Raw genomic sequence first — 19,941 nt, 5'->3', positions numbered from 1 at the left:
CGCAGGGTGATGTCCGCGGTGCGGATGCCTTCGCGGTACAGACAACAGGCTGCCTGGCTATCTGGGCCGGCGAACGGCCCGGACCTTGCCGCTCGTTCCCCCACCACAAAAGAGGCGATCTGCGCCATCTGACTCGAGCCCCGATATGGTCAGGCCAGGCGGCATGTCGATGCGTTCCAACACTCGCCCGCTCTCAGGTTCAACGCGCCTGATATCGCTCTCATCGCCTTCCCAAGTGGCGTGCCAGAGTTCACCATCGACCCAGGTCACGCCGGTAACGAAGCGGCTGGACTCGATGCTGCGAAGAAGCGCACCGGTATCCGGATCGATCTGATGGATCTTTCGGCCACGGTAGTCTCCGACCCAGAGCGTTCCTTCAGCCCAGGCAAGCCCGGAATCACCGCCATTGCCGGGGGCCGGGATCGTCGATAGCACCTCGCCGGTCTTCGGATCGATCTTCTGGATCCGATCTTCCGCAATCTGGAAAAGATAGCGTCCATCGAAAGCCGTTCCGGCATGTGCGGCAACGTCTATCGAGTGCACGACCTCGCCGACCTCGGGATCGAAGGCATTGAGCTTGTCGCCGGATGCAAACCAGACATGCCGGCCGTCAAAAGTGACGCCGGCAACACGGTCCGCGTTCGGAAAGGGGCCATATTCACGAAGGATTTCAGCTTTGGTGTGTTTCATGGGCTCATCCTAGTCGTTCGGCAGTGGACCTGGGAGTAACAAAGTTGACGGGAAACCCGGCAGCGACGGTATCGTCCACCGGCGCGCCGGCCCGCGTCCGAAGGATTGCACCTTGCCCGTTGCCGCCAGTGCGTCAAGCGCCCGCTGCACTGTGCGTGGGCTTGCACCGATCGCGATCGCCAGCGCCGAACTCGACCAGGCTTCCCCATCAGCCAAAAATGCGAGGACCTCGCCATGCTGCTCTTCGACGGGCGGGGCCAGGATGATCACCTCAGCGGCGCGACGCGGTGCAAGCACAAAGCCGTCCCTCGTCGCTCTGATATCCGCTATTCTGTGAAGCTCGCCGCGCAGCCGTCCGACTTCGACACGCAGCCTGGCGCGATGCGATTCATCGGCGTCCTTCGCCCTGAATGCACGGGCAACGAGGGTGTTGCGCGATGCGTCTGTCGGCCAGCTCTGCGCGAGCGCACGCGCCAGCGCGAACAACACCGGGCGCGTCGTCAGCGAAACAAACGCGTCCCCGTCGCGCACGACATAGCGACATGCATCGACCACGAGCGCCCCTGACGCCAGCACCGCCTCGACCTCCTCCAGCAGCAAGAACCGCTCCTCGCCACGCCTGATCAGTCGTGCCGCCGGCGTTCTCAGCACCTCGCAGGCCCCTTCGACCTCCGCACGAAGTGCGGGAATGCCCGCCTCGCGCGCAGCATTTTCTGCGCGGCGCAGCGCCGCGCGCGCAACGCCTGTCTGGAGACGGCGGATAGCAATCCCGGCGACGACGAGTTCGTACGCCGTCTGCAAGGGGGGCGTGAGCGGCGCCGAATCGACCCCGGCGAGCAGGCGTTCGGCCTCGTCGAGATGGCCGATGAGAAGCAGCCGCCGGGCTTCGAGATGGCGTGCATGTGCGGCGTTCAAACGGTCATCGTGCGCTTCGAGCACCTCGCGGGCGGCGGTCAGTGACTTGGCCGGCCAGGTCAGATCGCGCGAGACGAGCGCAATTTCCGCTTCGGCGACGAGGCAGCGCGCCCGCGCGACGGGTTCTTTTGGCCCGAACGCACGGGCAGCCGTCTTCAGCAGCGCCTTCGCCCGGACGAGATCGCCAAGCTGCGCCATCGCGATGCCACGAAGCGCAAGCGCAGGCGCATCGTTGCGCAACGCGACCCTATTTAAGGCACCGAGAAGATCACCGGTCGCGAGCAGCCTCGCCGCAGCGATGATCATCGAGTCCATAAAAATCCCGTCAAACTTGTCACTCCCACCATCTCCCACTCCGGCTCTAGTCTGCTCACGACCACCAAGCAGCCGCAAGTGGCGGCAATGCTACGCCAACAGACGGTAACAGGAGAAGTATGATGACGATGCACATCACGGGTACACGTGAAGAATGGCTTGCGGCGCGGCTCGACCTGCTCGCAGAAGAGAAGGAACTGACACGACGCAGCGACATGCTGGCGCAGCGCCGCCAGGAACTGCCGTGGGTGCGGATTGACAAGGAATACCGGTTCGAGACCGCCAATGGCAGCGCTTCGCTGAGCGATCTCTTCAAGGGCCGTTCGCAGCTTCTCATCTACCATTTCATGTTCGGACCCGACTATACGGCCGGATGCCCCTCCTGCTCGTCGATCGCAGACGGCTTCAACGGCGTCGCCGTCCATCTCGAAAATCATGATGTCGCCTTCACCGCCGTTTCCCGCGCGCCGCTTGCCAAGCTGCAGGCTTTCAAGCGACGGATGGGATGGAGCTTCGACTGGGCATCCTCTTTCGGCAGCGATTTCAACCTCGACTTCAGCGTCTTGTTCAGCGAAGAGCAGCAGCGCGAAGGCGGGATAGAGTATAACTATCGCCGCGAGCCACCGGCACGGGTGCTGTCAGAAGGCGAGACCGTGCAGGAATGGAAACTGCGCGGCAGCGAGAGCCCAGTCGCCCAGATCGCCGCAATGACCGGGACGGATGTCGCGACGTACACGCGCGACCGGCCGGGTGTCAGCGCCTTCGTGCTCGAGGACGGCGCCGTCTACCACACCTACTCAAGCTATGCGCGCGGCCTGGACGGCATTTGGGGCGTGTATCAATGGCTCGACCGCGCGCCCCGAGGCCGCAATGAGCAGGGTATCTGGTGGCGGCTGCATGACGAATACGGCCAGGGATGATGCTCATGCTTTCCTCCGACCCGACACGGCGCAGCACATCCGTCGAGACGCCGACCGGCAACATAGCAGGCGTCGCCGATTGGCTGCGCCTGGCAGCGGCGCCAACCTTCGCCATCATGGCGATTGTCACCCTGGCAAGCGGCGGAGCAGATATGATCTGCTCCGCCATGCAGGACGTTTTTGCAGTGGATGGCATGACGACAATGTACCTGCTGATGTGCGTCTTCCACCTGCCGCCGTGGCTGGGCCTGATTTCCGGACGTACGGTCGAACCTGGGCGGCCCTGATGCGCGCAGACCCGGAACTGTCGCTACCGGCTAAGGTTCCGGGCGCGGACCGTGCTTTGCTCCGCCCTTGTCGACTTCGGGGCCTCGTTGCAAAAGGCAATGGCGGATTGCACCGAGTGGCTTGCATTGCTCCCTGCCCGCTCCACCTTAAGCCCCGAGTAAAGCCACCCAACCAGACAGGCAATCGGGAGAAGGTCCGTGCCATTCAGTTCCACGATCTCAGCGGCCGCATCGGGACAATTTTCGATCGGCACCATCACCATCAATCGTCTCGGCTTCGGCGCGATGCGTATTACGGGACCCGGTATCTGGGGGCCGCCTGCAGATAAGGCCGGAGCGTTGGCAACTCTGCGTCGCCTGCCCGAGATCGCCGTCAATTTCATTGACACGGCTGATTCCTACGGCCCCGACGTGTCCGAGGAGCTCATCAGCGAAGCGTTGCATCCTTATAAGGGGCTGTTGATTGCGACCAAGGCCGGGCTGACCCGCGAGGGGCCGGACCGGTGGACGCCGAACGGGCGGCCGGACTATCTTCTCGAACGAGCGAAAGGCAGCCTGAAGAAGCTTCGCATCGAGCGGATCGACTTGTGGCAACTGCACCGCATAGATGCGGCGGTCCCTCGCGAAGAGCAGTTCGGGGCGGTAAAGATGCTCCTGGATCAGGGCCTCATTGCCCATGCCGGCCTCAGCGAAGTATCGGTTGAAGACATAAAGGCCGCCCGAAAGGTATTTCCCGTGGCGACGGTTCAGAATCGCTACAACCTCGTGGATCGGGGCAGCGAGGATGTGCTGGACTACTGCGAGCGTGAGGGCATCGGCTTCATTCCATGGTACCCACTGGCGGCAGGCGAGCTTGCCCGTCCTGGCTCCATTCTTGACATGCTGGCCAAGAAGTATGGCGCGACGCCGGGCCAGATTGCTTTGGCGTGGGTGCTCAAGCGCAGCCCCGTGATGTTGCCCATTCCGGGAACCTCCAAGGTGAAGCATCTCGAGGAAAATGTTGCGGCCGCTAGCATCGTTCTCGATGAAGGGGACTTTGTAGCCCTGGATGAAGCGGCTCGCGAATCTGGCTCCTAACGCAGACGTGAACCCGAGCGACTTATCCAACTGGGGCAAGTGCTCTTGGAGCCATCCGTTTCTGATCGACGTTCCAGAGTGCGCCGGTCCACAGAGGGGCGCATTCCGCAACCGTCTCCCTCCATGTCACACTGAACGGGTCAGGCCGCCGTCGACGCGAATGTTCTGCCCCGTCATGTAGGCTGCTCCCGTCGACGCGAGGAAAGCAACGGTCGCGGCAATTTCCTCGCTCGTGCCGTAGCGCTTCATCGGAACACTGTCGCGGCGCTCCTCGGTTGCCGGAAGACTGTCGATCCAGCCGGGAAGAACGTTGTTCATGCGGATGTTTTCGGCCGCATAGGTCTCCGCGAATATCTTGGTGAACGACGCCAGCCCGGCGCGGAACACGGCCGACGTCGGGAACATCGGACTCGGCTCGAAAGCCCATGCGGTGGAAATGTTGATGATGGATCCGGCCTTCTGCTTCTGCATGTGCGGCGTCACCAGGCGCGTCGGACGGATGACGTTCAGGAGGTAGACCTCCATGCCGCGGTGCCAGTCTTCGTCTGATATGTCGAGGATGGGTGCGCGAGGACCGTGGCCCGCGCTGTTTACGAGCACATCAATGCGTCCCCAAGTGGAGATTGCGAGATCAACGAGCTTATGCAGATCGTCATTTGATTGGTTCGAGCCGGTCACACCGACACCCCCCAATGTTTTGGCAAGTTCTTCGCCCTTCCCCGACGATGACAGGATTGCCACCTTGAACCCATCGGCTGCGAGACGCTTTGCTGCGGCGGCTCCCATTCCGCTGCCGCCGGCCGTAATCACCGCTATTTTTTCTACTGACATTACACTCTCCTATCTCCAGAGGGTCCGCACCGATTGCCGTCTACAGTCGCATCAAAGCGTGATATCACTACGACATCAGCAATACGAACCACTTCCGCTTCCATCAACCAGTAGAAAATCTATCGAATGGCAGAAGGTATCAGGCGTCTTCCGTCCCTTAACGGCCTTCGCGTGTTCGAGGTCGTCACGCGGTACTTGAACTTCCGTCTCGCAGCCGAGGAGATCGGGGTAACGCAGGGTGCGGTGGCACAGCAGATACGAGGCTTGGAGGCGGAATTGGGATTGAAGCTGTTCGACAGGCTCCCGCGAACATTGGCGCTGACCGAGGCAGGTCAGAGCTACGTGACAAACGTCCGCCGTGCTTTCGAGCTGATCTCTGACGCGACGGAGACGCTGAAGCCGGAGCAGCTTCACCTGACGATCAGCGTGACGCCAACCTTCGCCTCGAAGTGGCTGATCCCACGTCTGCCGGACTTCACGGCGGCCCAACCCAACATCGATCTGCGCATCCTGGCGAGTGATCGCATTGCCAACTTCCAAACCGACGCAGTGGATCTCGCGGTCCGGTATGGCCGGCTACCCCTTGGATCGGGCCTGAACGCAGAACTTCTCTTCGAGAACGTCCTTATTGCCGTCGGCAGCCCTTTGCTGGTGGAGAAGCTGGGCCCGCCCGGCCAGGATGGCAATTTCCCGCGCTACCCGCTTCTTCACGACGCCCACGATTCTTGGCCGCAGTTTCTGGAATTGGCGTTTCCGGACAATCTGCCGACGACCGCCAAGAACATCCGGTTCAATCAGACGTCGCTGGCGCTCGAGGCCGCAATCGCTGGCCAGGGTCTCGCTCTGACGAGCACGTTCTTCGTCGAGGACGACATAACGTCGGGCCGCCTCCTGCGCGTGTTGCCGACCGAACTCACTGTTGGTTCCGATTTCTACGTCGTCTCGCCACGCAAGCCCCGTCATCCGGCCTCTGTGGCAGCGGTAAAAAGCTGGCTGGCGGACGCTGCAGGCCGGTAACAAGCAGCGACAAACACGCGAAGCTAAGCGTGCAACTGCCCCCGACACCGTCGGGGTTACATCGCAGATCGGCAATCGAGGTGTTGTCGAAGCGCTTTCATTCGAGGCCATCTCACAGAGGCGGTGTGCGCCGGCACCCGCGTTGAATGCCGACTTGTGGAAAAAAGCATCCAGATTGTGACGGAACGCACAAGCAAAGTATTGGCATGAACGGAACCGACTGGTGCCGCTCCGATTTCTATAGTAGCCCTCAGTTTGCAGTCAGAATTGCATGCTACTGTGCGGAAGAACAATCATCGGGATGTCCAGATGACGCGAACAAACATAGGCGTATTGCAGCTGTCTCTTCTAGCCATGGTGCTGGCGGGATGCACGAAGGTCGAACCCCTGGAAACCGCCGCCGTGACACAGTCAATCCCGTCAGCCACGAAGACGGATCAGGCGGTTATCGCAGACACAGTCAGCCGCGGCCCCGTCGGAGTGAAGCCCCTTGCCTGGGCCAACCCATCGACGGGAAGTGTTGGCGTGATTGAAGAAATCGGCGTTGATCCTGAAAGTTCGTGCCGCGCCTTTGTGACGACCCAGCGCACGCTCGAGGGAGAAACCCGCTTCAAGGGTCTCGCCTGCCCGTCCGGCGACTCTGACTGGAAGCTCGGTCCGGTACGATAAGCGCGATGCCCCCTCCTCGAGCCGAACAGCCGACTCGAGCAGCTTTAGCCGTTCTCCTGCGAGGTCGTCGAAACAGCGCTTCTGCTTCCTTATTGCCGGCGATCGCGGGCCGGCGCGCGCCGGTGTCTCATACTCGACCACCCGCGATCGCCCGCAGCTCAGGCGCGTGAAGAGTGTCGCGATCAAGAGATGCGAGCAGCAAGTTCGCTTTCACGATGTCAAACGAAGCGTCCATTGCATCGTGTCCTTGGAAACCCGCAGCAGACGATGATGGTGAACGGATGCTCCAACACGTGCGGCATCTGCCGGAATCGATCGGATGACCTTGAGCCCACGCTTGCGCATCGTCGAGGCAGTCGAATGAAGCCCACCGCCTTTGAGGGGTCGCGGCCAATCCTGACCAGCAGACGCAGCGAATTTGGGCGTATGCCGCCGCTCCATTTTTGGAGGTGGCACCCATTTCATCATCCCATCTGGAAAAGTTCCAGCTGAAGAAGGATGCACGGACGCAGCTGAGAAGCCGCGTCCGCGCGAGATCTGCCGATCAGACGAGGTCGAAACGATCGGCGTTCATGACCTTGGTCCAGGCTGCGACGAAGTCCTTGACGAACTTCTCCTTGGCATCGGACTGGCCATAGACTTCGGCAAGGGCGCGAAGCTGCGAGTGCGAACCGAAGATCAGGTCGACGCGGGTACCGGTCCACTTAAGCTCGTTGGTCTTGCGGTCGCGTCCCTCGTAGACGCCCTCCTTGCCGGCAACGGGAGACCACTGCGTGCCCATGTCGAGCAAGTTGACGAAGAAGTCGTTCGTCAACGCCTCTGGACGCGACGTGAAGACGCCGTGCTCGGGCTCGCCCGCCTTCAGCACGCGCAGCCCGCCGACGAGAACCGCCATTTCCGGTGCGGTCAGCGTCAACAGGTGCGCACGGTCGACGAGAGCCTCTTCGGGCTTCATGAATTGCCGGCCGCCGACATAGTTGCGGAAACCGTCGGCGCGCGGCTTAAGCGCCGCAAAGGAGGCCACATCCGTCTGCTCCTGCGAAGCATCCGTGCGGCCTGGCGTGAACGGCACGGTGACGTCACGACCGCCAGCCCTTGCTGCTTTCTCGACACCGGCTGCACCGGCAAGAACGATCAGATCGGCGAGCGAGATCTTCTTAGCCCCAGTCTGGGCAGCATTGAAGTCGTTCTGGACGCTTTCGAGGACGCCAAGCACCTTGGCGAGCTGCGCTGGCTGGTTGACTTCCCAGTCCTTCTGCGGCGCAAGCCGGATGCGCGCGCCATTGGCGCCGCCGCGCTTGTCGGAACCGCGGAAGGTCGAGGCGGACGCCCAGGCGGTCGAGACCAGCTCCTGCGCGGTGAGGCCGGTTGAGAGAACCTTCTCCTTGAGGGCAGCGATGTCCTTGTCGTCGACGAGCGGATGATCGACGGCCGGGACCACGTCCTGCCAGATCAGGTCTTCTGCCGGGACTTCCGGACCGAGATAGCGAACCTTCGGTCCCATGTCGCGGTGTGTCAGCTTGAACCATGCGCGGGCAAAAGCGTCGGCGAACTGATCTGGGTTCTCGAGGAAGCGGCGCGAGATCTTCTCATAGGCCGGATCGAACCGCAGTGACAGGTCGGTGGTCAGCATGGTCGGGAGATGTTTCTTCGACGCGTCATAAGCATCCGGAATGGAAGCTTCGGCATCCTTGGCCTTCCACTGCTTCGCGCCGGCCGGGCTTGCAGTCAGCTCCCATTCAAAGCCGAACAGGTTTTCGAAGAAGAAATTGCTCCACTTCGTCGGGGTCTGCGTCCAGGTCACTTCCAGGCCGGCGGTGATGGCGTCCTTGCCGACACCGGTACCGAACGTGCTCTTCCAGCCGAGGCCCTGATCCTCGATCGCGCCGCCTTCCGGCTCGGCACCGATCAGCGATGGATCGCCGGCACCATGCGTCTTGCCAAAGCTATGACCACCGGCGATCAGCGCCACGGTCTCTTCGTCGTTCATCGCCATGCGCGCAAAGGTTTCACGGATGTCGTGGGCAGCTGCGACCGGATCGGGATTGCCGTTCGGGCCTTCGGGATTGACGTAGATCAGGCCCATCTGCACGGCGCCAAGCGGCTCCGCGAGCTCGCGTTCACCGCTGTAGCGTTCGTCGCCCAGCCAGGTGCCTTCCGGACCCCAGAACAGTTCCTCGGGCTCCCAAACATCCGCACGGCCACCGGCAAAACCGAACGTCTTGAAACCCATGGATTCCAGAGCGACGTTGCCCGTGAGGATCAGCAGGTCGGCCCAGGAGATCTTGTTGCCGTATTTCTGCTTGATCGGCCACAGCAGGCGGCGGGCCTTGTCGAGGTTGGCATTATCAGGCCAGCTGTTGAGAGGCGCGAAACGCTGCTGGCCGGCACCGGCACCGCCGCGACCGTCGGTGATGCGGTATGTGCCAGCACTGTGCCAGGCCATGCGGATGAACAGGCCGCCGTAGTGACCGAAGTCGGCCGGCCACCAGTCCTGCGAATCGGTCATCAGCGCGTGAAGGTCCTGCTTCAGCGCGTCGAGGTCGAGCGTCTTGAATTCCTCGGCATAGTCGAACGCCTTGCCCATCGGATCGGCAAGACCGGAATGCTGGTGAAGAATCTGAACGTCCAGCCGGTCCGGCCACCAGTCGCGGTTGGATCGACCACGGGGCGTATTGCCATGCGCAACGGGACATTTGCCTGCGCTGTCGGGTTTCTGGTCCATAACGTTCTCCTTGATTGCTTTGAATTTTCTGCCGTCCAAAGGGAGCTCTGCCAAACCACCCGGCCCGGCCGAGCTGCGCCGTTCCCCGAATGAGGCTCCGTGCTCGAGCCGAAGACACCGGTCGACGCGCATCCTCCCTTTGCTTCTTCATATCGGAAGCTGATCATAATTCTAAGTTGGATTTACTGATCGTTACGATAACCTAAAATTATGAAAATCCCGAGGCCCACAGCGCAGCGTTTCTGACTTGGACGCCAGCACCGTGGCATGCCGTCGGGTTTTTTTGGCGTTGGCAAAAGCTGCCTTCAGCTGGCTATGCGTAGCGCTTCTATGCAGCCGAGGGCCGTGGCCAAGACAGAGACATTCGGATTTTAACTCCTCGCTGCCCGGCTGACCGGCGAATTGTCGGTGGCGGGCTTCCGCAGGGTGCACGCCATCGTTCCCTACAGGCTCCCACCTCCATCACAAACTCCCAGGCGCGTCACTGCCGCATGTCCATTTGACAGATATCCTACAAGTGGATATGTGTCTTTTGTCTGAAACTTTTGCAGCGGGATTGGCATGCCACTCAAAACCATGAAGCCCTTGACGAGAGCCCCGCTGCTGCATGTTTCCGTGCAGGAGAGCCTGCGCGCATACATCAACGACAATGGCTTGAAACCGGGCACCCTTCTGCCAGCCGAGAGCGAGCTCGCAACCCAGCTCGGCGTCAGCCGCAACTCCCTGCGCGAGGGCATCAAGGCGCTTGAATCTCTCGGTGTGCTGGAATCGCGTCGCGGCGTCGGGATCTTCGTCAAAGCGTTCTCCTTCGAGCCGCTGCTCGACAATCTTGCCTATGGTCTTGGCGGCGCGCTTCGCCAGATCGAGGAAGTCATCGAGATTCGCCGGACGCTCGAGGTCGGTCTGATCGGCAAGACGCTGGAGACGATCAGCAAGGACGACATTGCCGAGCTTCGCGCCGCCGTCAACCGCATGAAGGCGCATGCGGAACGTGGCGAAGCCTTCGCCGAGGACGACCAGCTCTTTCATCGCCTACTGTTCCGCTGCCAGCAGAACGAGACGCTGAGCCGGCTGATCGACGTGTTCTGGCTCGCTTTCTACAAGGCCTCGGATTTCGTCAATCTCGACAATGTCGATCCGATGGCCACCTGGCGGGATCACGCCGCCATTGTCGATGCCGTCGAGGCCCGGGACCTGGAGGAAGCCCGCCGGCGTCTCGACCACCACTACGAGGGCATCGCCCGAGTTATCGCAAACAACAAGACAAGTTCAAATGTGGGAGGAACGCAATGAAAACTCTGTCTCGACTTTCGGCGATCGCGATCGCTGCGATGATGGCAACAACCGTCGCATCGGGCTTCACTCGCCCGGCACGAGCCGCAACCCTGTCGGGCGGCTTCGACGTCGGCCCCGGTGGCTTTCAGGGCAATTTCAATGCACTGGCTGCGACCGCCGGCTTCACCTGGCTCAGCATCTATTTCGAGCCACTCGTCACCTACGATGCGAAGCTGCAGAAGACGGTCGGCGTCCTTGCCTCCTCCTATGAGATCAGCCCGGATCAGCTGACCTACACGTTCAAGCTCGCCGACGCGAAATGGCACGACGGAAAGCCATTTACGGCTAAGGACGCCAAGTTCACGATCGGGCTCGCCAAGAACGCCAAGACCGGCTCCGTCCTGGCAGCCCGCCTGTCACCGGTATCGGCGGTCGAGGCTCCCGATGAACATACGCTGGTCATCAAGCTCAGCGCACCATCCGCGAGCCTCATAGATACGCTTACCAAGGTGATGATGCTGCCCGAGCATGCGCTGTCGTCAATACCGGTCGACCAGCTCGCCAAGAGCCCGTGGTGGTCGACGTCACCGATCGGCACCGGTGCCTTCAAGTTCACCAAATATGTCAACGACCAGTACGTCGAACTCGCCGCCAACACCGATTACCGGGGCGGCAAGCCGGCTCTGGAGAAGATCATCAATCGCTACTTCGCCGATCCGGCGGCCGCGATCGCCGCGCTTCGCGCTGGCGAAATTCAGTTCACCTATGTCGATTCCAACGATGTCCCGACGTTCAAGGATGACACGTCCTTCCAGGTGATCGAAGGCAACTCGTTCGTCGTCAATTACCTGGGATTCAACCATGAATCACCGATCTGGAAGGATTTGCGTGTCCGTCAGGCCGTGATGCACGCGATCAACCGCGATGCAATCATCCAGAGCCTCTACGGAGGCGCCGCCAAGCCGGCCAACTGCGCTTATGTCGCCGACCAGCTCGTGCCGAAGGATATCGACCCCTACGCCTACGATCCCGAAAAGGCAAAGGCGCTTTTGAAGGAAGCGGGCTGGGACGAGATCAACGGCGGCAAGCCGATCACGCTTTTGACCTACTACACGACGCCATTGGCGACCAACGTGCTCGCTGCGGTTCAAGCGATGCTGGCGCAGGTTGGCATCAATGTCGTGCCGCGCGCAGTCGATGCTCCGACCTATAACAGCATCGTCCTGAAGCCGGATGCCGATATTTCGCAGTTTCAGCTGGTCTATGCCGGGCTGCAAAACGGACCGGATGCCGGCAGCATCAATGTCGGGCTGAATGAAAAGCAGATTCCGCCCGCCGGCCCGAACGTCGTTCGCGCCCGCATGCCCGACCTGACTGCCGCGCTCGACACGGCCCTTGCCGAGCCTGATGCGGCAAAGCGTGACGAACGCTACCGAACGGTCTGCAAGGTCATGAACAGTCAGCTTCCCTGGGGCACGCTCTGGGTGGCGAACCGCTATGGCGTGGTCTCCACCAAGATCAAGGATTTCGTCTGGACCCCCGCTCCCGGAGGTGGTCCCTACCAGGCCGATCCGCAACATTGGTCGATCGCTGAATAAGGCCGCCCATGGGTACGAGAGGGTGGCGTTCGCCACCCTTTCAGGACGGAGTTGCAATGCTGACATTTAGCCTCCGGCGCTTGGCGATCGGGATAGGCATGCTGCTCGCATTGAGCGTGCTGATTTTCCTTCTGCTGCGCCTCACCCCTGGTGATCCGATCGATGCCTATATCGATCCGAACATTCCGTTGTCGCCCGCTGATCTGGCTGAACTGCGCAGCAGGCTCGGCCTCGATCAACCGCTGCCTGTGCAATACCTGGCCTGGCTGCAGCAGGCGTTGACCGGCAATCTCGGCTACTCGATCAAGCGCATGGATCAGCCGGTGCTCGGCCTCGTCATGTCACGCATCGGTCCCACCATCCTGCTCATGGGAACGGCTCTCGTCATCTCAATTATTGTTGGCATCGCCACCGGCATCATAAGCGCCGTGCGACGCAATTCGGTCACCGACGTTTCCTTCTCGGTGCTTGCGCTTGCCGGCATTTCAAGCCCGGCTTTTCTCAGTGCGTTGATCGGACTTTACGTCTTTGCCGTACGGCTCAACTGGATGCCATCTGGCGGCATGCTGACACCCGGCGAGCCGTTCTCGGTCCTCGATCTGGTGCATCACCTGATCCTGCCTGCCTGCCTGCTTGCAGTCGCCCAGGCAGCGTTGATCATGCGCTACATGCGCGCCTCCCTGCTGGAAGTGCTCAATCAGGACTACGTGCGCACGGCGCGGGCCAAGGGCGTCATCGAATTCTGGGTGATCGTCAAGCACGCCTTGCGCAATGCGCTGCTGCCTGTTGTCACGCTCATTGGTTCGACCATCGGTCTTGCCATCGGCGGCGCCATCTTCATCGAGAGCGTCTTCAATTGGCCGGGCATGGGTCTGCTGCTCGTCGATTCGGTCGAAACCCGTGACTATCCGGTCATCATGGGCGCCACACTCATCATCGGAGCCTGCGTCATCTTGGTCAATCTGCTGACGGACATGACCTATGCGGTGATCGATCCGCGCATCAAGGTGGGCTGAGCATGCTGGCCAGAACCCCCACCCGCAGTCCCGGTCCTCTCGCCCGCGCGCTCGACCGCTTCCTGATCAACCGCGCTGCCGTTTTCGGCGTCTGTCTGGCTCTTCCTGTGTTGGCAATGATCCTGTCCTACCCGCTCTGGTGGAACTTCAAGCCAAACGACATTGACCTATTGGCCATGAACAGCGGTCCAAGTTCCAAACACGTCTTCGGCACGGACGGTGTCGGACGCGACGTGTTTGCGCGCGTGATGGAAGGCGGACGCATCTCGCTCCTCGTGGCCGTCGCCTCGACGCTGCTGTCCGCTATCATCGGCTTTCTTTTCGGCGCCGTCTCCGCCCTTGCCGGCCGCTGGGCAGACGCCGTCGGCATGCGGTTTGTCGATCTCGTCATGACGCTGCCACCCGTGATTTTTCTCCTTGTGCTCGCCTCGATCGCCGGCACGGGCATCTGGCCGACCGTCCTTGTCATTTCGCTGCTGTCCTGGCCGCTCCTGGCACGAATGGTGCGCGCGCGGCTCCTGGAATTGCGCGAGCGCGACTTCGTCATCGCCGCGCGGGGAATGGGCGCTGGCCTGCCGCACCTCCTCCTCCGGCACGGTCTGCCGAACTCGATCGATATCCTGGTTGTCTACGCGACGCTGCAGATCGCCAACGCCATCCTGCTCGAAGCCGGCCTTTCCTTCCTTGGTCTCGGCATTGCCCCGCCGGCCGCCAGCTGGGGCAACATGCTGAACGCGGCCCGCTCGACGTCGGTGCTTGAACAATATCCCTGGCAATGGCTGTTCCCAGGCGGGGCTCTCATCCTCGCGGTTCTTGCCATCAACTTCATCGGCGACGGTCTTCGGGACGCTTTCGACCCTCGCGCTGAACTAAACTGAAAGAAAGAGACAATGAAAAAATTCAAGGGTGTAATTCCTCCAGTCGTGACGCCTCTCAATGCGGATTTCACGGTCGATTATCCGTCCTATACGCGGGTTCTGGAGCATCTTATCGACGGCGGATGCCACGGCGTTTTCGTGCTTGGTTCGACAAGCGAGGTAATCTTTCACGACGACAAGACGCGCCGCGAGATCATCGAGCATTCGGCAAAGGTGGTGAACGGGCGCGTACCGTTGATCGTCGGCGTCATAGATGCGACCACGGATCGCGTCATTCATCATGCAGACGTCGCCAAGCGGGCGGGCGCCGACGCCGTGGTGGCCACCGCGCCGTTTTATACCGTCACCAGCCAATCGGAAATCCTCGACCACTTCCGCTTTATCCGTGACGCCGTCGACGTCGCGCTCGTCGCCTACGACATTCCGGTCTGCGTGCACGTCAAGCTGCAACGCCAGACGACGGTGACCTTGGCCAGGGAAGGCACGATCATCGGCCTTAAGGATTCCAGCGGCGACGACGGCAATTTCCGCTATGCCCTGCTCGATCTTGCCGACCGGCCGGACGTATTCCTGATGACCGGTTCGGAAATCGTCGTCGACAATGCCTTGCTGATGGGGGCCCATGGCGTTGTTCCCGGCATCGCCAATGTCGATCCGCATGGCTATGTGCGCCTCTGGAACGCCGCCCAGCGTGGGGACTGGGTCGCCGCGCGCAAGGAGCAGGAGCGGCTCTGCCATCTCTTCGAAATCGTCTGGGTCGCCCAGGGCCGCGTCAGCGGCGGTGCCGCCGGCATTGGTGGCTTCAAGACCGCAATGAAGAGCCTCGGCATTATCGATACCGCGGTCATGCCGCGTCCGCGCGCCGCCCTCAATGAAGCAGAGACAGCAAGGATCAATGAGATCCTGCGTGCAACCGGTCTGCTTGGCGGGTGACCACCATGCCGTCAGCCGAACCGATTCTTGCCATTCAGGGCCTCAAGACAATCTTCCGCATTCGCGGCGGCGATGTCACGGCCGTCAACGACGTCGACCTGACCGTGGGCGCAGGAGAGACCGTGGCTCTGGTGGGAGAATCCGGTTCGGGCAAATCCGTGACCAGTCTTTCCGTCATGCGCCTTCTCACCCGCAACATCGGATCGATCGCAGCGGGCAGCATCCGGCTGCGCCGCAAGGATGGTTCCGGGCGCGACCTCGTTACGCTGACCGACGAGGAGATGCGCAACATTCGCGGCGACGACATCGGCATGGTCTTCCAGGAGCCGATGTCCAGCCTCAATCCCGTCTACACGATTGGCGACCAGATCGCCGAGCCAATTCGCATTCATCGCGGCGCAACCCGAAAAGCCGCAATGGCTACTGCCGTTTCGCTCTTGGAAAGCGTCGGGATCCCCGATGCCAAACGTCGCGCCGGCCAGTATCCGCACGAGCTGTCCGGCGGCATGCGCCAGCGTGCGACGATCGCCATGGCACTTGCCTGCGATCCGACATTGCTGATTGCGGATGAACCGACGACCGCACTCGATGTGACGATCCAGGCGCAGATCCTCGATCTGCTGCTGAAGCTCCAACGCGAGCGCGGCATGGCCATCCTTTTCGTCACGCACAATCTCGGCGTCGTGGCCCAGATCGCCCATCGCGTCGCCGTCATGTACACCGGCCGCATCGTCGAGGAAGGGCCGGTCGGCGAGGTCTTCAGCAATCCGAAGCATCCTTACACAAAGGGCCTCCTCGCCTCGATGCCCCGGCTTGGCGACGCAACACGGATGAAACAAGCCGGCGAAAAGCTCGCCGCCATTCCGGGCGTTGTTCCAAGCCTCGTCAAGATGCCCTCGGGCTGCACTTTTGCGCCGCGCTGTCAATTTGCGATCGAGGCCTGTCGCAAGGCGGTGCCGGCGCTTGAACCCGTTGGACCGCTTCATAAGAGCCGATGCATTCGCTGGCGGGAGATCTAGATGACCGAACCTCTGCTTTCCGTCCGCGATCTGTCCAAACACTACGCTTCCCACGGCACGCGGCTGACCATTTTGAAGGATATTTCCTTCGACATCGGCAAAGGCGAAGTCGTGGGGCTGGTTGGCGAATCCGGAAGCGGCAAAACGACGATCGGCCGCTCGGTGCTGCGCCTGGTCGAGCCGTCCGCCGGCAAGGTCCGTTTCGACGGCGTCGAACTGACCGGCCTTTCACCATCGGCGATGCGCCGCATGCGCCCGCGCATGCAGTATATTTTTCAGGACCCGTTCGCCAGTCTCTCGCCGCGCATGACCATCGGCGAAATCCTGACGGAGGGATTGAAAATCCAGCGCATCGGAACCCGCAAGGAGCGGATGGAGCGCGCCCGCGTCGCACTCGAGCAGGTCGACCTGCCCGCCGAGGCGATCACTCGCTATGCCCACGAGTTTTCAGGCGGGCAGCGCCAGCGCATTGGCATTGCGCGCGCACTGACACTGACCCCGGAGCTGATCGTCGCCGACGAGCCGGTGTCGGCGCTCGATGTCTCCATCCAGGCGCAGGTCATAAACCTGCTGCGCGATCTGCAGCAGCGGCTGGGGCTGACCATGCTGTTCATCTCGCATGACCTTGCGGTCGTCGAGTATATTTGCGATCGGGTGATCGTCCTCTATCTCGGTCGGATCATGGAAATCGCTGCGAGCGGCGATCTCTACGCCCGGCCGCAGCATCCCTATACGCGCGCGCTTCTCTCGGCCATTCCCACGACCGACGTCGGCGCCAAGCGCGGGCGGCAGGTGCTGAAGGGCGAAATCCCGAGCCCCGCCAACCCTCCGAGCGGCTGCGTTTTTCGCACCCGCTGTCCGCACGCGATCGAGGCTTGCGGCCAGGCCGTACCGGAACTGCGGGAAGTCGCGCCGGGACACTTCAAGGCCTGCATTCGCGATGACATACCATTGGGAGCCATGCCTTGACGACGCAAAGACGGCATTCGATCGCCGGCAATTGGGCGAGCCTTCTGTTGCCCATCATGGAGAACGACGAGATCGACTTTTCTGCACTTCGCGAAGAGATCGACATCCTTGTAGAAGCCGGCGTCGACGGCATCTATTCCAACGGGACGTCTGGTGAGTTCCACAATCAGACCGAAGCCGAGTTCGACAGGATCCAGGCAGCGCTTGCCGAGCGTTGCGCAGGGACCGGCATACCTTTCGTGATCGGCGCGTGTCAGCCGGACCCGCGGATCGCACTCTCCCGGATCATGCGTGCGGTGGCCCTGAAGCCTCTGGCGATCCAGGTCATTCTGCCGGATTGGTGGCCGGTTGCCGATCTGGAGGCGATCGATTTTCTGAAGCGCGCGGCCGACTGCGCCGAGGGCATCCCCCTGATCCTCTACAATCCGCCACATGCAAAGCGGGTCCTCACGCCCGGGGAACTGGCCGCCATCTGCGGCCCCTCCCCTAGTGTTGTCGGCATTAAGCTCGCCGACGGCGATGCGGATTGGTATGCGGCGGCACGCGAACACCTCTCGGAGCTCGCGCTTTTCGTCCCCGGCCATCATCTTGCGACCGGGATGAAACACGGCGGTGCCGCCGGCGCGTTTTCCAATGTGGCCTGCCTCAGTCCGCGCGGCGCCCAATGGTGGACCGACCTCATGGCCAAAGATATCGACGCCGCTCTGGCGATCGAGGAACGGATTTGCGCCTTCATGGACAGCCACATCGTTCCATTTCGCCAGACCCAGGGCTATTCGAATGCGGCGCTCGACAAGTTGCTTTGTGCAATCGGTGAGTGGGGGCCGGTTGGAACGAAACTCCGTTGGCCATACCGTTCCATTGAAAAAACCGAAGCCGAGCGGCTGAGCAAGATCGCACGCGCGGAACTGCCTGAACTCTTCAATTGAGCGCATTTGTCAGCCCTTGGCCCGTGAACGTCTGGCGAAAGGCACCCATTTGTCTGACTGAGAAGCGCAAGCGATCTACCGTCTGGTTCGCCGCACCAATGCTACTGCTCCCGATGACCGCAATCGGGTCAATCGTGCGTGGGAATATGCGAATCGACCCCGGTTGTCTCGATCTTGTTCCGGACATGCCGCACGCCGTCGACCGCAAGGGCAGCGAGTTCGACCTTCCGTGCCATTCCGATCGTTTCGACTTCTCCTTTAAGGGTCACGGTATGGCCGTCTGCATGAACGTCGATACTGTCGAGATCAACATCAGGGATGTTCTCGAGATTTTTCGTCACCTTCGCTTCCAGCGCGTCGCTGTCGTCGCGATCGATCATCCCGGGGCGCAGCGGGTCCTTAACAGGGTTCTCGTTGCCGTTCTCATCCACACCATCCACCCGCAAGCCGCGGTTGTTGTCTCGGCCGGGATCACCTGAAGCTTCGCCATAGGGGCGATTTGCCGGAGCGGGCCGCTTTGGCTCCTTGTCGGCATAAGGCCAGCCTTCATCGATATTGCGCTCTTCGAAATCGCGATAGTCTTCTTCACGCGACAGTTCTTTATCGTTCCTGGGCATGATGATCTCCATCGGTTGCGCGGTCTTGGAGAAACTCATCGGTCCCGAAATGGTTCACGAGCTGGTGTCGTGCTCAATGTTACCGTGGAGATAGGGCGGATCGCTACCGCTGCCGCTCTCACATTAACTTTGGGTTAACCATAATCGTCGTTTACCATGGGTAGCGGCCTCAAGGGTCGTTGATTCGGAAGTCCACCGCGAAATCTGCGCATGGATGTGAGGAAAGACGATTGCGGCGACCCGAAACGTTCAGTTTGCTGAAGGCGTCATGCTTCGCATTGCTTGCCGGGCTCGTCGTCGGATGTCAGTCATCGGGAAACGTCAGGTCCCCAAACATTTCCGAGACGGTGCCCGCCGAGACGGCGCTGGCCTTGCCTCCGCCTGGCGGCCCCTCGATCGTCAGCGTCGTCGAGCACAAGCGTGGCAACGGCACCGAGCAGATGATTTCACTCTACACGTCGTCATCGGTGCCAGGGCAGAATTTTCTCAAGGTACAGTTCCTCGGCGCGTCGGGTGCCAATCCCGGTACTGGAAATGCCTCGTATAAGATGATCAGCGAGAACGGGATAATCCGCGAGGCTTTTGTGGCCGTTCCCGGTGTGCAAATGACGCGGTCCACGACCTATCTACAAAACAGCTATGGACCGTTCGGCTATGCCTCGGGCGAGAGCGGTTCGGGCGATACCTGTATTTATGGGTGGCAGCAGATCCGCTCGAGCAGATCCGCTCATACGCAAGCGCGTAACTTCGGAATGATCCAGGTGCGGTTGCGCCTCTGCGATGCGCGGGCAACCGAAAGACAGTTGCTTGGAATCATGTACGGCTACACGATCGTCGGGATGCTGGACGGAGAAATCTGGAATCCATTTGGATCTCCGCAGGGTATTGATCCGACGCTCGGGCGCCCTGGGGGACCGATCTATCCGGATCAAGCCGGTTACAGGAACATGCCGATGGCCTTTGGCTATGAACCTGGCCGCCCGGACATCCAATCGCGTGTCGTTCGCGTACGCAGCGTTCAGCCGAAAGCTGAGGAGGCGCCTGCCCAGTTGCCGCTGCCGACAGGTCCTCGCGTGCCGTTACCGGACGCCTCGAGCGATTTGCCACAGCCAGGCATGTCAGCAGTGCCTTCGAACGAACAGACGCAACCGAGATCCGCGACGGCGAGCGGCCTAACGGTGCCGTCGCCAGAGTGTATAGGGGATTCGGCCATGACGGCCGCGTGCCGAAGATAGACGTGGGAAGGCGTCGGTGTTCCCAA

At 61.3% G+C, this 19,941-nt stretch carries 19 protein-coding genes; 14 read left to right on the top strand and 5 right to left on the bottom strand.

Annotated features, from left to right (window positions below; translation table 11 throughout):
• Positions 1-57: 57 nt before the first annotated feature.
• Both BSG20_RS09670 and BSG20_RS09665 read right to left on the bottom strand, forming a co-directional pair.
• Positions 58-690: a Vgb family protein gene (locus BSG20_RS09670; protein WP_072374140.1), complete on the bottom strand. Its 633-nt coding sequence runs from the start codon at positions 688-690 to the stop codon at positions 58-60.
• Between the two features lie 9 nt (positions 691-699).
• Positions 700-1,920: a helix-turn-helix domain-containing protein gene (locus tag BSG20_RS09665; protein WP_072374137.1), complete on the bottom strand. Its 1,221-nt coding sequence runs from the start codon at positions 1,918-1,920 to the stop codon at positions 700-702.
• Between the two features lie 122 nt (positions 1,921-2,042).
• Between BSG20_RS09665 and BSG20_RS09660 the strand changes: the two genes are divergently transcribed.
• From BSG20_RS09660 to BSG20_RS09650, 3 genes are all read left to right on the top strand, one after another.
• A complete protein-coding gene (locus BSG20_RS09660; RefSeq protein ID WP_072374134.1) occupies positions 2,043-2,840 on the top strand; it encodes a DUF899 domain-containing protein in 798 nt (265 codons plus the stop codon).
• Between the two features lie 5 nt (positions 2,841-2,845).
• Entirely contained in the window at positions 2,846-3,127 is a 282-nt protein-coding gene (locus BSG20_RS09655) for a hypothetical protein (protein WP_072374611.1), read from the top strand.
• A 198-nt stretch (positions 3,128-3,325) separates the two neighbouring features.
• Entirely contained in the window at positions 3,326-4,204 is an 879-nt protein-coding gene (locus tag BSG20_RS09650; RefSeq protein WP_072374131.1) for an aldo/keto reductase, read from the top strand.
• Positions 4,205-4,330: 126 nt separating this feature from the next.
• Here the strand turns inward: BSG20_RS09650 and BSG20_RS09645 are convergent, their stop codons facing one another.
• Complete coding sequence (locus tag BSG20_RS09645) at positions 4,331-5,035, bottom strand: SDR family oxidoreductase (RefSeq protein WP_072374128.1); 705 nt, start codon at positions 5,033-5,035, stop codon at positions 4,331-4,333.
• 126 nt (positions 5,036-5,161) lie between these two features.
• Here BSG20_RS09645 and BSG20_RS09640 point away from each other — a divergent pair, with 126 nt between their 5' ends.
• Both BSG20_RS09640 and BSG20_RS09635 read left to right on the top strand, forming a co-directional pair.
• Positions 5,162-6,052 (top strand): LysR substrate-binding domain-containing protein, encoded by an 891-nt coding sequence (locus BSG20_RS09640; protein WP_177309823.1) that lies wholly within the window; start codon positions 5,162-5,164, stop codon positions 6,050-6,052.
• A gap of 309 nt (positions 6,053-6,361) precedes the next feature.
• A complete protein-coding gene (locus tag BSG20_RS09635) occupies positions 6,362-6,721 on the top strand; it encodes an RT0821/Lpp0805 family surface protein (RefSeq protein WP_072374125.1) in 360 nt (119 codons plus the stop codon).
• Between the two features lie 544 nt (positions 6,722-7,265).
• Here the strand turns inward: BSG20_RS09635 and katG are convergent.
• Positions 7,266-9,446 carry a catalase/peroxidase HPI gene (gene katG / locus BSG20_RS09625; protein ID WP_072374119.1) on the bottom strand — a complete coding sequence of 727 codons (2,181 nt, stop codon included), beginning with the start codon at positions 9,444-9,446 and terminating at the stop codon, positions 7,266-7,268.
• Positions 9,447-10,007: 561 nt separating this feature from the next.
• Between katG and BSG20_RS09620 the strand changes: the two genes are divergently transcribed.
• From BSG20_RS09620 to BSG20_RS09585, 8 genes are read left to right on the top strand one after another with little or no spacing between them, the layout of a single operon-like run.
• Positions 10,008-10,739, top strand: coding sequence for a FadR/GntR family transcriptional regulator (locus BSG20_RS09620; protein WP_072374116.1), 732 nt, complete (start codon positions 10,008-10,010; stop codon positions 10,737-10,739).
• The gene (locus BSG20_RS09615; protein WP_072374113.1) at positions 10,736-12,319 is read left to right on the top strand and encodes an ABC transporter substrate-binding protein; all 1,584 of its coding nucleotides are present in this window, start codon (positions 10,736-10,738) and stop codon (positions 12,317-12,319) included. Before BSG20_RS09620 ends, BSG20_RS09615 begins: the two co-directional genes overlap by 4 nt.
• A gap of 56 nt (positions 12,320-12,375) precedes the next feature.
• Entirely contained in the window at positions 12,376-13,335 is a 960-nt protein-coding gene (locus tag BSG20_RS09610) for an ABC transporter permease (protein WP_072374110.1), read from the top strand.
• Between the two features lie 2 nt (positions 13,336-13,337).
• Positions 13,338-14,213 (top strand): ABC transporter permease, encoded by an 876-nt coding sequence (locus tag BSG20_RS09605; RefSeq protein WP_072374107.1) that lies wholly within the window; start codon positions 13,338-13,340, stop codon positions 14,211-14,213.
• Positions 14,214-14,225: 12 nt separating this feature from the next.
• Positions 14,226-15,146, top strand: a complete 921-nt coding sequence (locus BSG20_RS09600) for a dihydrodipicolinate synthase family protein (protein ID WP_072374104.1) — start codon at positions 14,226-14,228, stop codon at positions 15,144-15,146.
• A 5-nt stretch (positions 15,147-15,151) separates the two neighbouring features.
• A complete protein-coding gene (locus BSG20_RS09595; RefSeq protein ID WP_072374605.1) occupies positions 15,152-16,165 on the top strand; it encodes an ABC transporter ATP-binding protein in 1,014 nt (337 codons plus the stop codon).
• Entirely contained in the window at positions 16,166-17,134 is a 969-nt protein-coding gene (locus BSG20_RS09590) for an ABC transporter ATP-binding protein (RefSeq protein ID WP_072374101.1), read from the top strand.
• Positions 17,131-18,063: a dihydrodipicolinate synthase family protein gene (locus BSG20_RS09585; RefSeq protein WP_072374098.1), complete on the top strand. Its 933-nt coding sequence runs from the start codon at positions 17,131-17,133 to the stop codon at positions 18,061-18,063. Before BSG20_RS09590 ends, BSG20_RS09585 begins: the two co-directional genes overlap by 4 nt.
• Positions 18,064-18,191: 128 nt before the next feature.
• On the opposite strand, the gene BSG20_RS09580 is transcribed toward BSG20_RS09585, so the two are convergent.
• Positions 18,192-18,680 (bottom strand): BON domain-containing protein, encoded by a 489-nt coding sequence (locus BSG20_RS09580; protein ID WP_083539894.1) that lies wholly within the window; start codon positions 18,678-18,680, stop codon positions 18,192-18,194.
• A 230-nt stretch (positions 18,681-18,910) separates the two neighbouring features.
• Here BSG20_RS09580 and bcsN point away from each other — a divergent pair, with 230 nt between their 5' ends.
• Complete coding sequence (bcsN, locus tag BSG20_RS09575; protein WP_177309822.1) at positions 18,911-19,915, top strand: cellulose biosynthesis protein BcsN; 1,005 nt, start codon at positions 18,911-18,913, stop codon at positions 19,913-19,915.
• Positions 19,916-19,941: the final 26 nt, after the last annotated feature.

Source organism: Rhizobium tibeticum (assembly GCF_900110205.1).
In the GTDB taxonomy this organism is placed as follows: Bacteria; Pseudomonadota; Alphaproteobacteria; order Rhizobiales; family Rhizobiaceae; genus Rhizobium; species Rhizobium tibeticum.
Note: the sequence above shows the minus strand (reverse complement) of the source record. Positions and strands in the feature narration are given on the sequence as shown.

Excerpts from the sequence above, each read along its gene's own strand:
- BSG20_RS09670 (WP_072374140.1), bottom strand. The coding sequence starts at position 690 with ATGAAACACACCAAAGCTGAAATCCTTCGTGAATATGGCCCCTTTCCG.
- BSG20_RS09665 (WP_072374137.1), bottom strand. The coding sequence starts at position 1,920 with ATGGACTCGATGATCATCGCTGCGGCGAGGCTGCTCGCGACCGGTGAT.
- BSG20_RS09615 (WP_072374113.1), top strand. The coding sequence starts at position 10,736 with ATGAAAACTCTGTCTCGACTTTCGGCGATCGCGATCGCTGCGATGATG.
- BSG20_RS09660 (WP_072374134.1), top strand. The coding sequence starts at position 2,043 with ATGACGATGCACATCACGGGTACACGTGAAGAATGGCTTGCGGCGCGG.
- BSG20_RS09635 (WP_072374125.1), top strand. The coding sequence starts at position 6,362 with ATGACGCGAACAAACATAGGCGTATTGCAGCTGTCTCTTCTAGCCATG.
- BSG20_RS09595 (WP_072374605.1), top strand. The coding sequence starts at position 15,152 with ATGCCGTCAGCCGAACCGATTCTTGCCATTCAGGGCCTCAAGACAATC.
- BSG20_RS09580 (WP_083539894.1), bottom strand. The coding sequence starts at position 18,680 with ATGCCCAGGAACGATAAAGAACTGTCGCGTGAAGAAGACTATCGCGAT.
- katG (WP_072374119.1), bottom strand. The coding sequence starts at position 9,446 with ATGGACCAGAAACCCGACAGCGCAGGCAAATGTCCCGTTGCGCATGGC.
- BSG20_RS09645 (WP_072374128.1), bottom strand. The coding sequence starts at position 5,035 with ATGTCAGTAGAAAAAATAGCGGTGATTACGGCCGGCGGCAGCGGAATG.
- BSG20_RS09610 (WP_072374110.1), top strand. The coding sequence starts at position 12,376 with ATGCTGACATTTAGCCTCCGGCGCTTGGCGATCGGGATAGGCATGCTG.
- BSG20_RS09620 (WP_072374116.1), top strand. The coding sequence starts at position 10,008 with ATGCCACTCAAAACCATGAAGCCCTTGACGAGAGCCCCGCTGCTGCAT.
- BSG20_RS09655 (WP_072374611.1), top strand. The coding sequence starts at position 2,846 with ATGCTTTCCTCCGACCCGACACGGCGCAGCACATCCGTCGAGACGCCG.
- BSG20_RS09605 (WP_072374107.1), top strand. The coding sequence starts at position 13,338 with ATGCTGGCCAGAACCCCCACCCGCAGTCCCGGTCCTCTCGCCCGCGCG.
- BSG20_RS09590 (WP_072374101.1), top strand. The coding sequence starts at position 16,166 with ATGACCGAACCTCTGCTTTCCGTCCGCGATCTGTCCAAACACTACGCT.
- BSG20_RS09640 (WP_177309823.1), top strand. The coding sequence starts at position 5,162 with ATGGCAGAAGGTATCAGGCGTCTTCCGTCCCTTAACGGCCTTCGCGTG.
- BSG20_RS09600 (WP_072374104.1), top strand. The coding sequence starts at position 14,226 with ATGAAAAAATTCAAGGGTGTAATTCCTCCAGTCGTGACGCCTCTCAAT.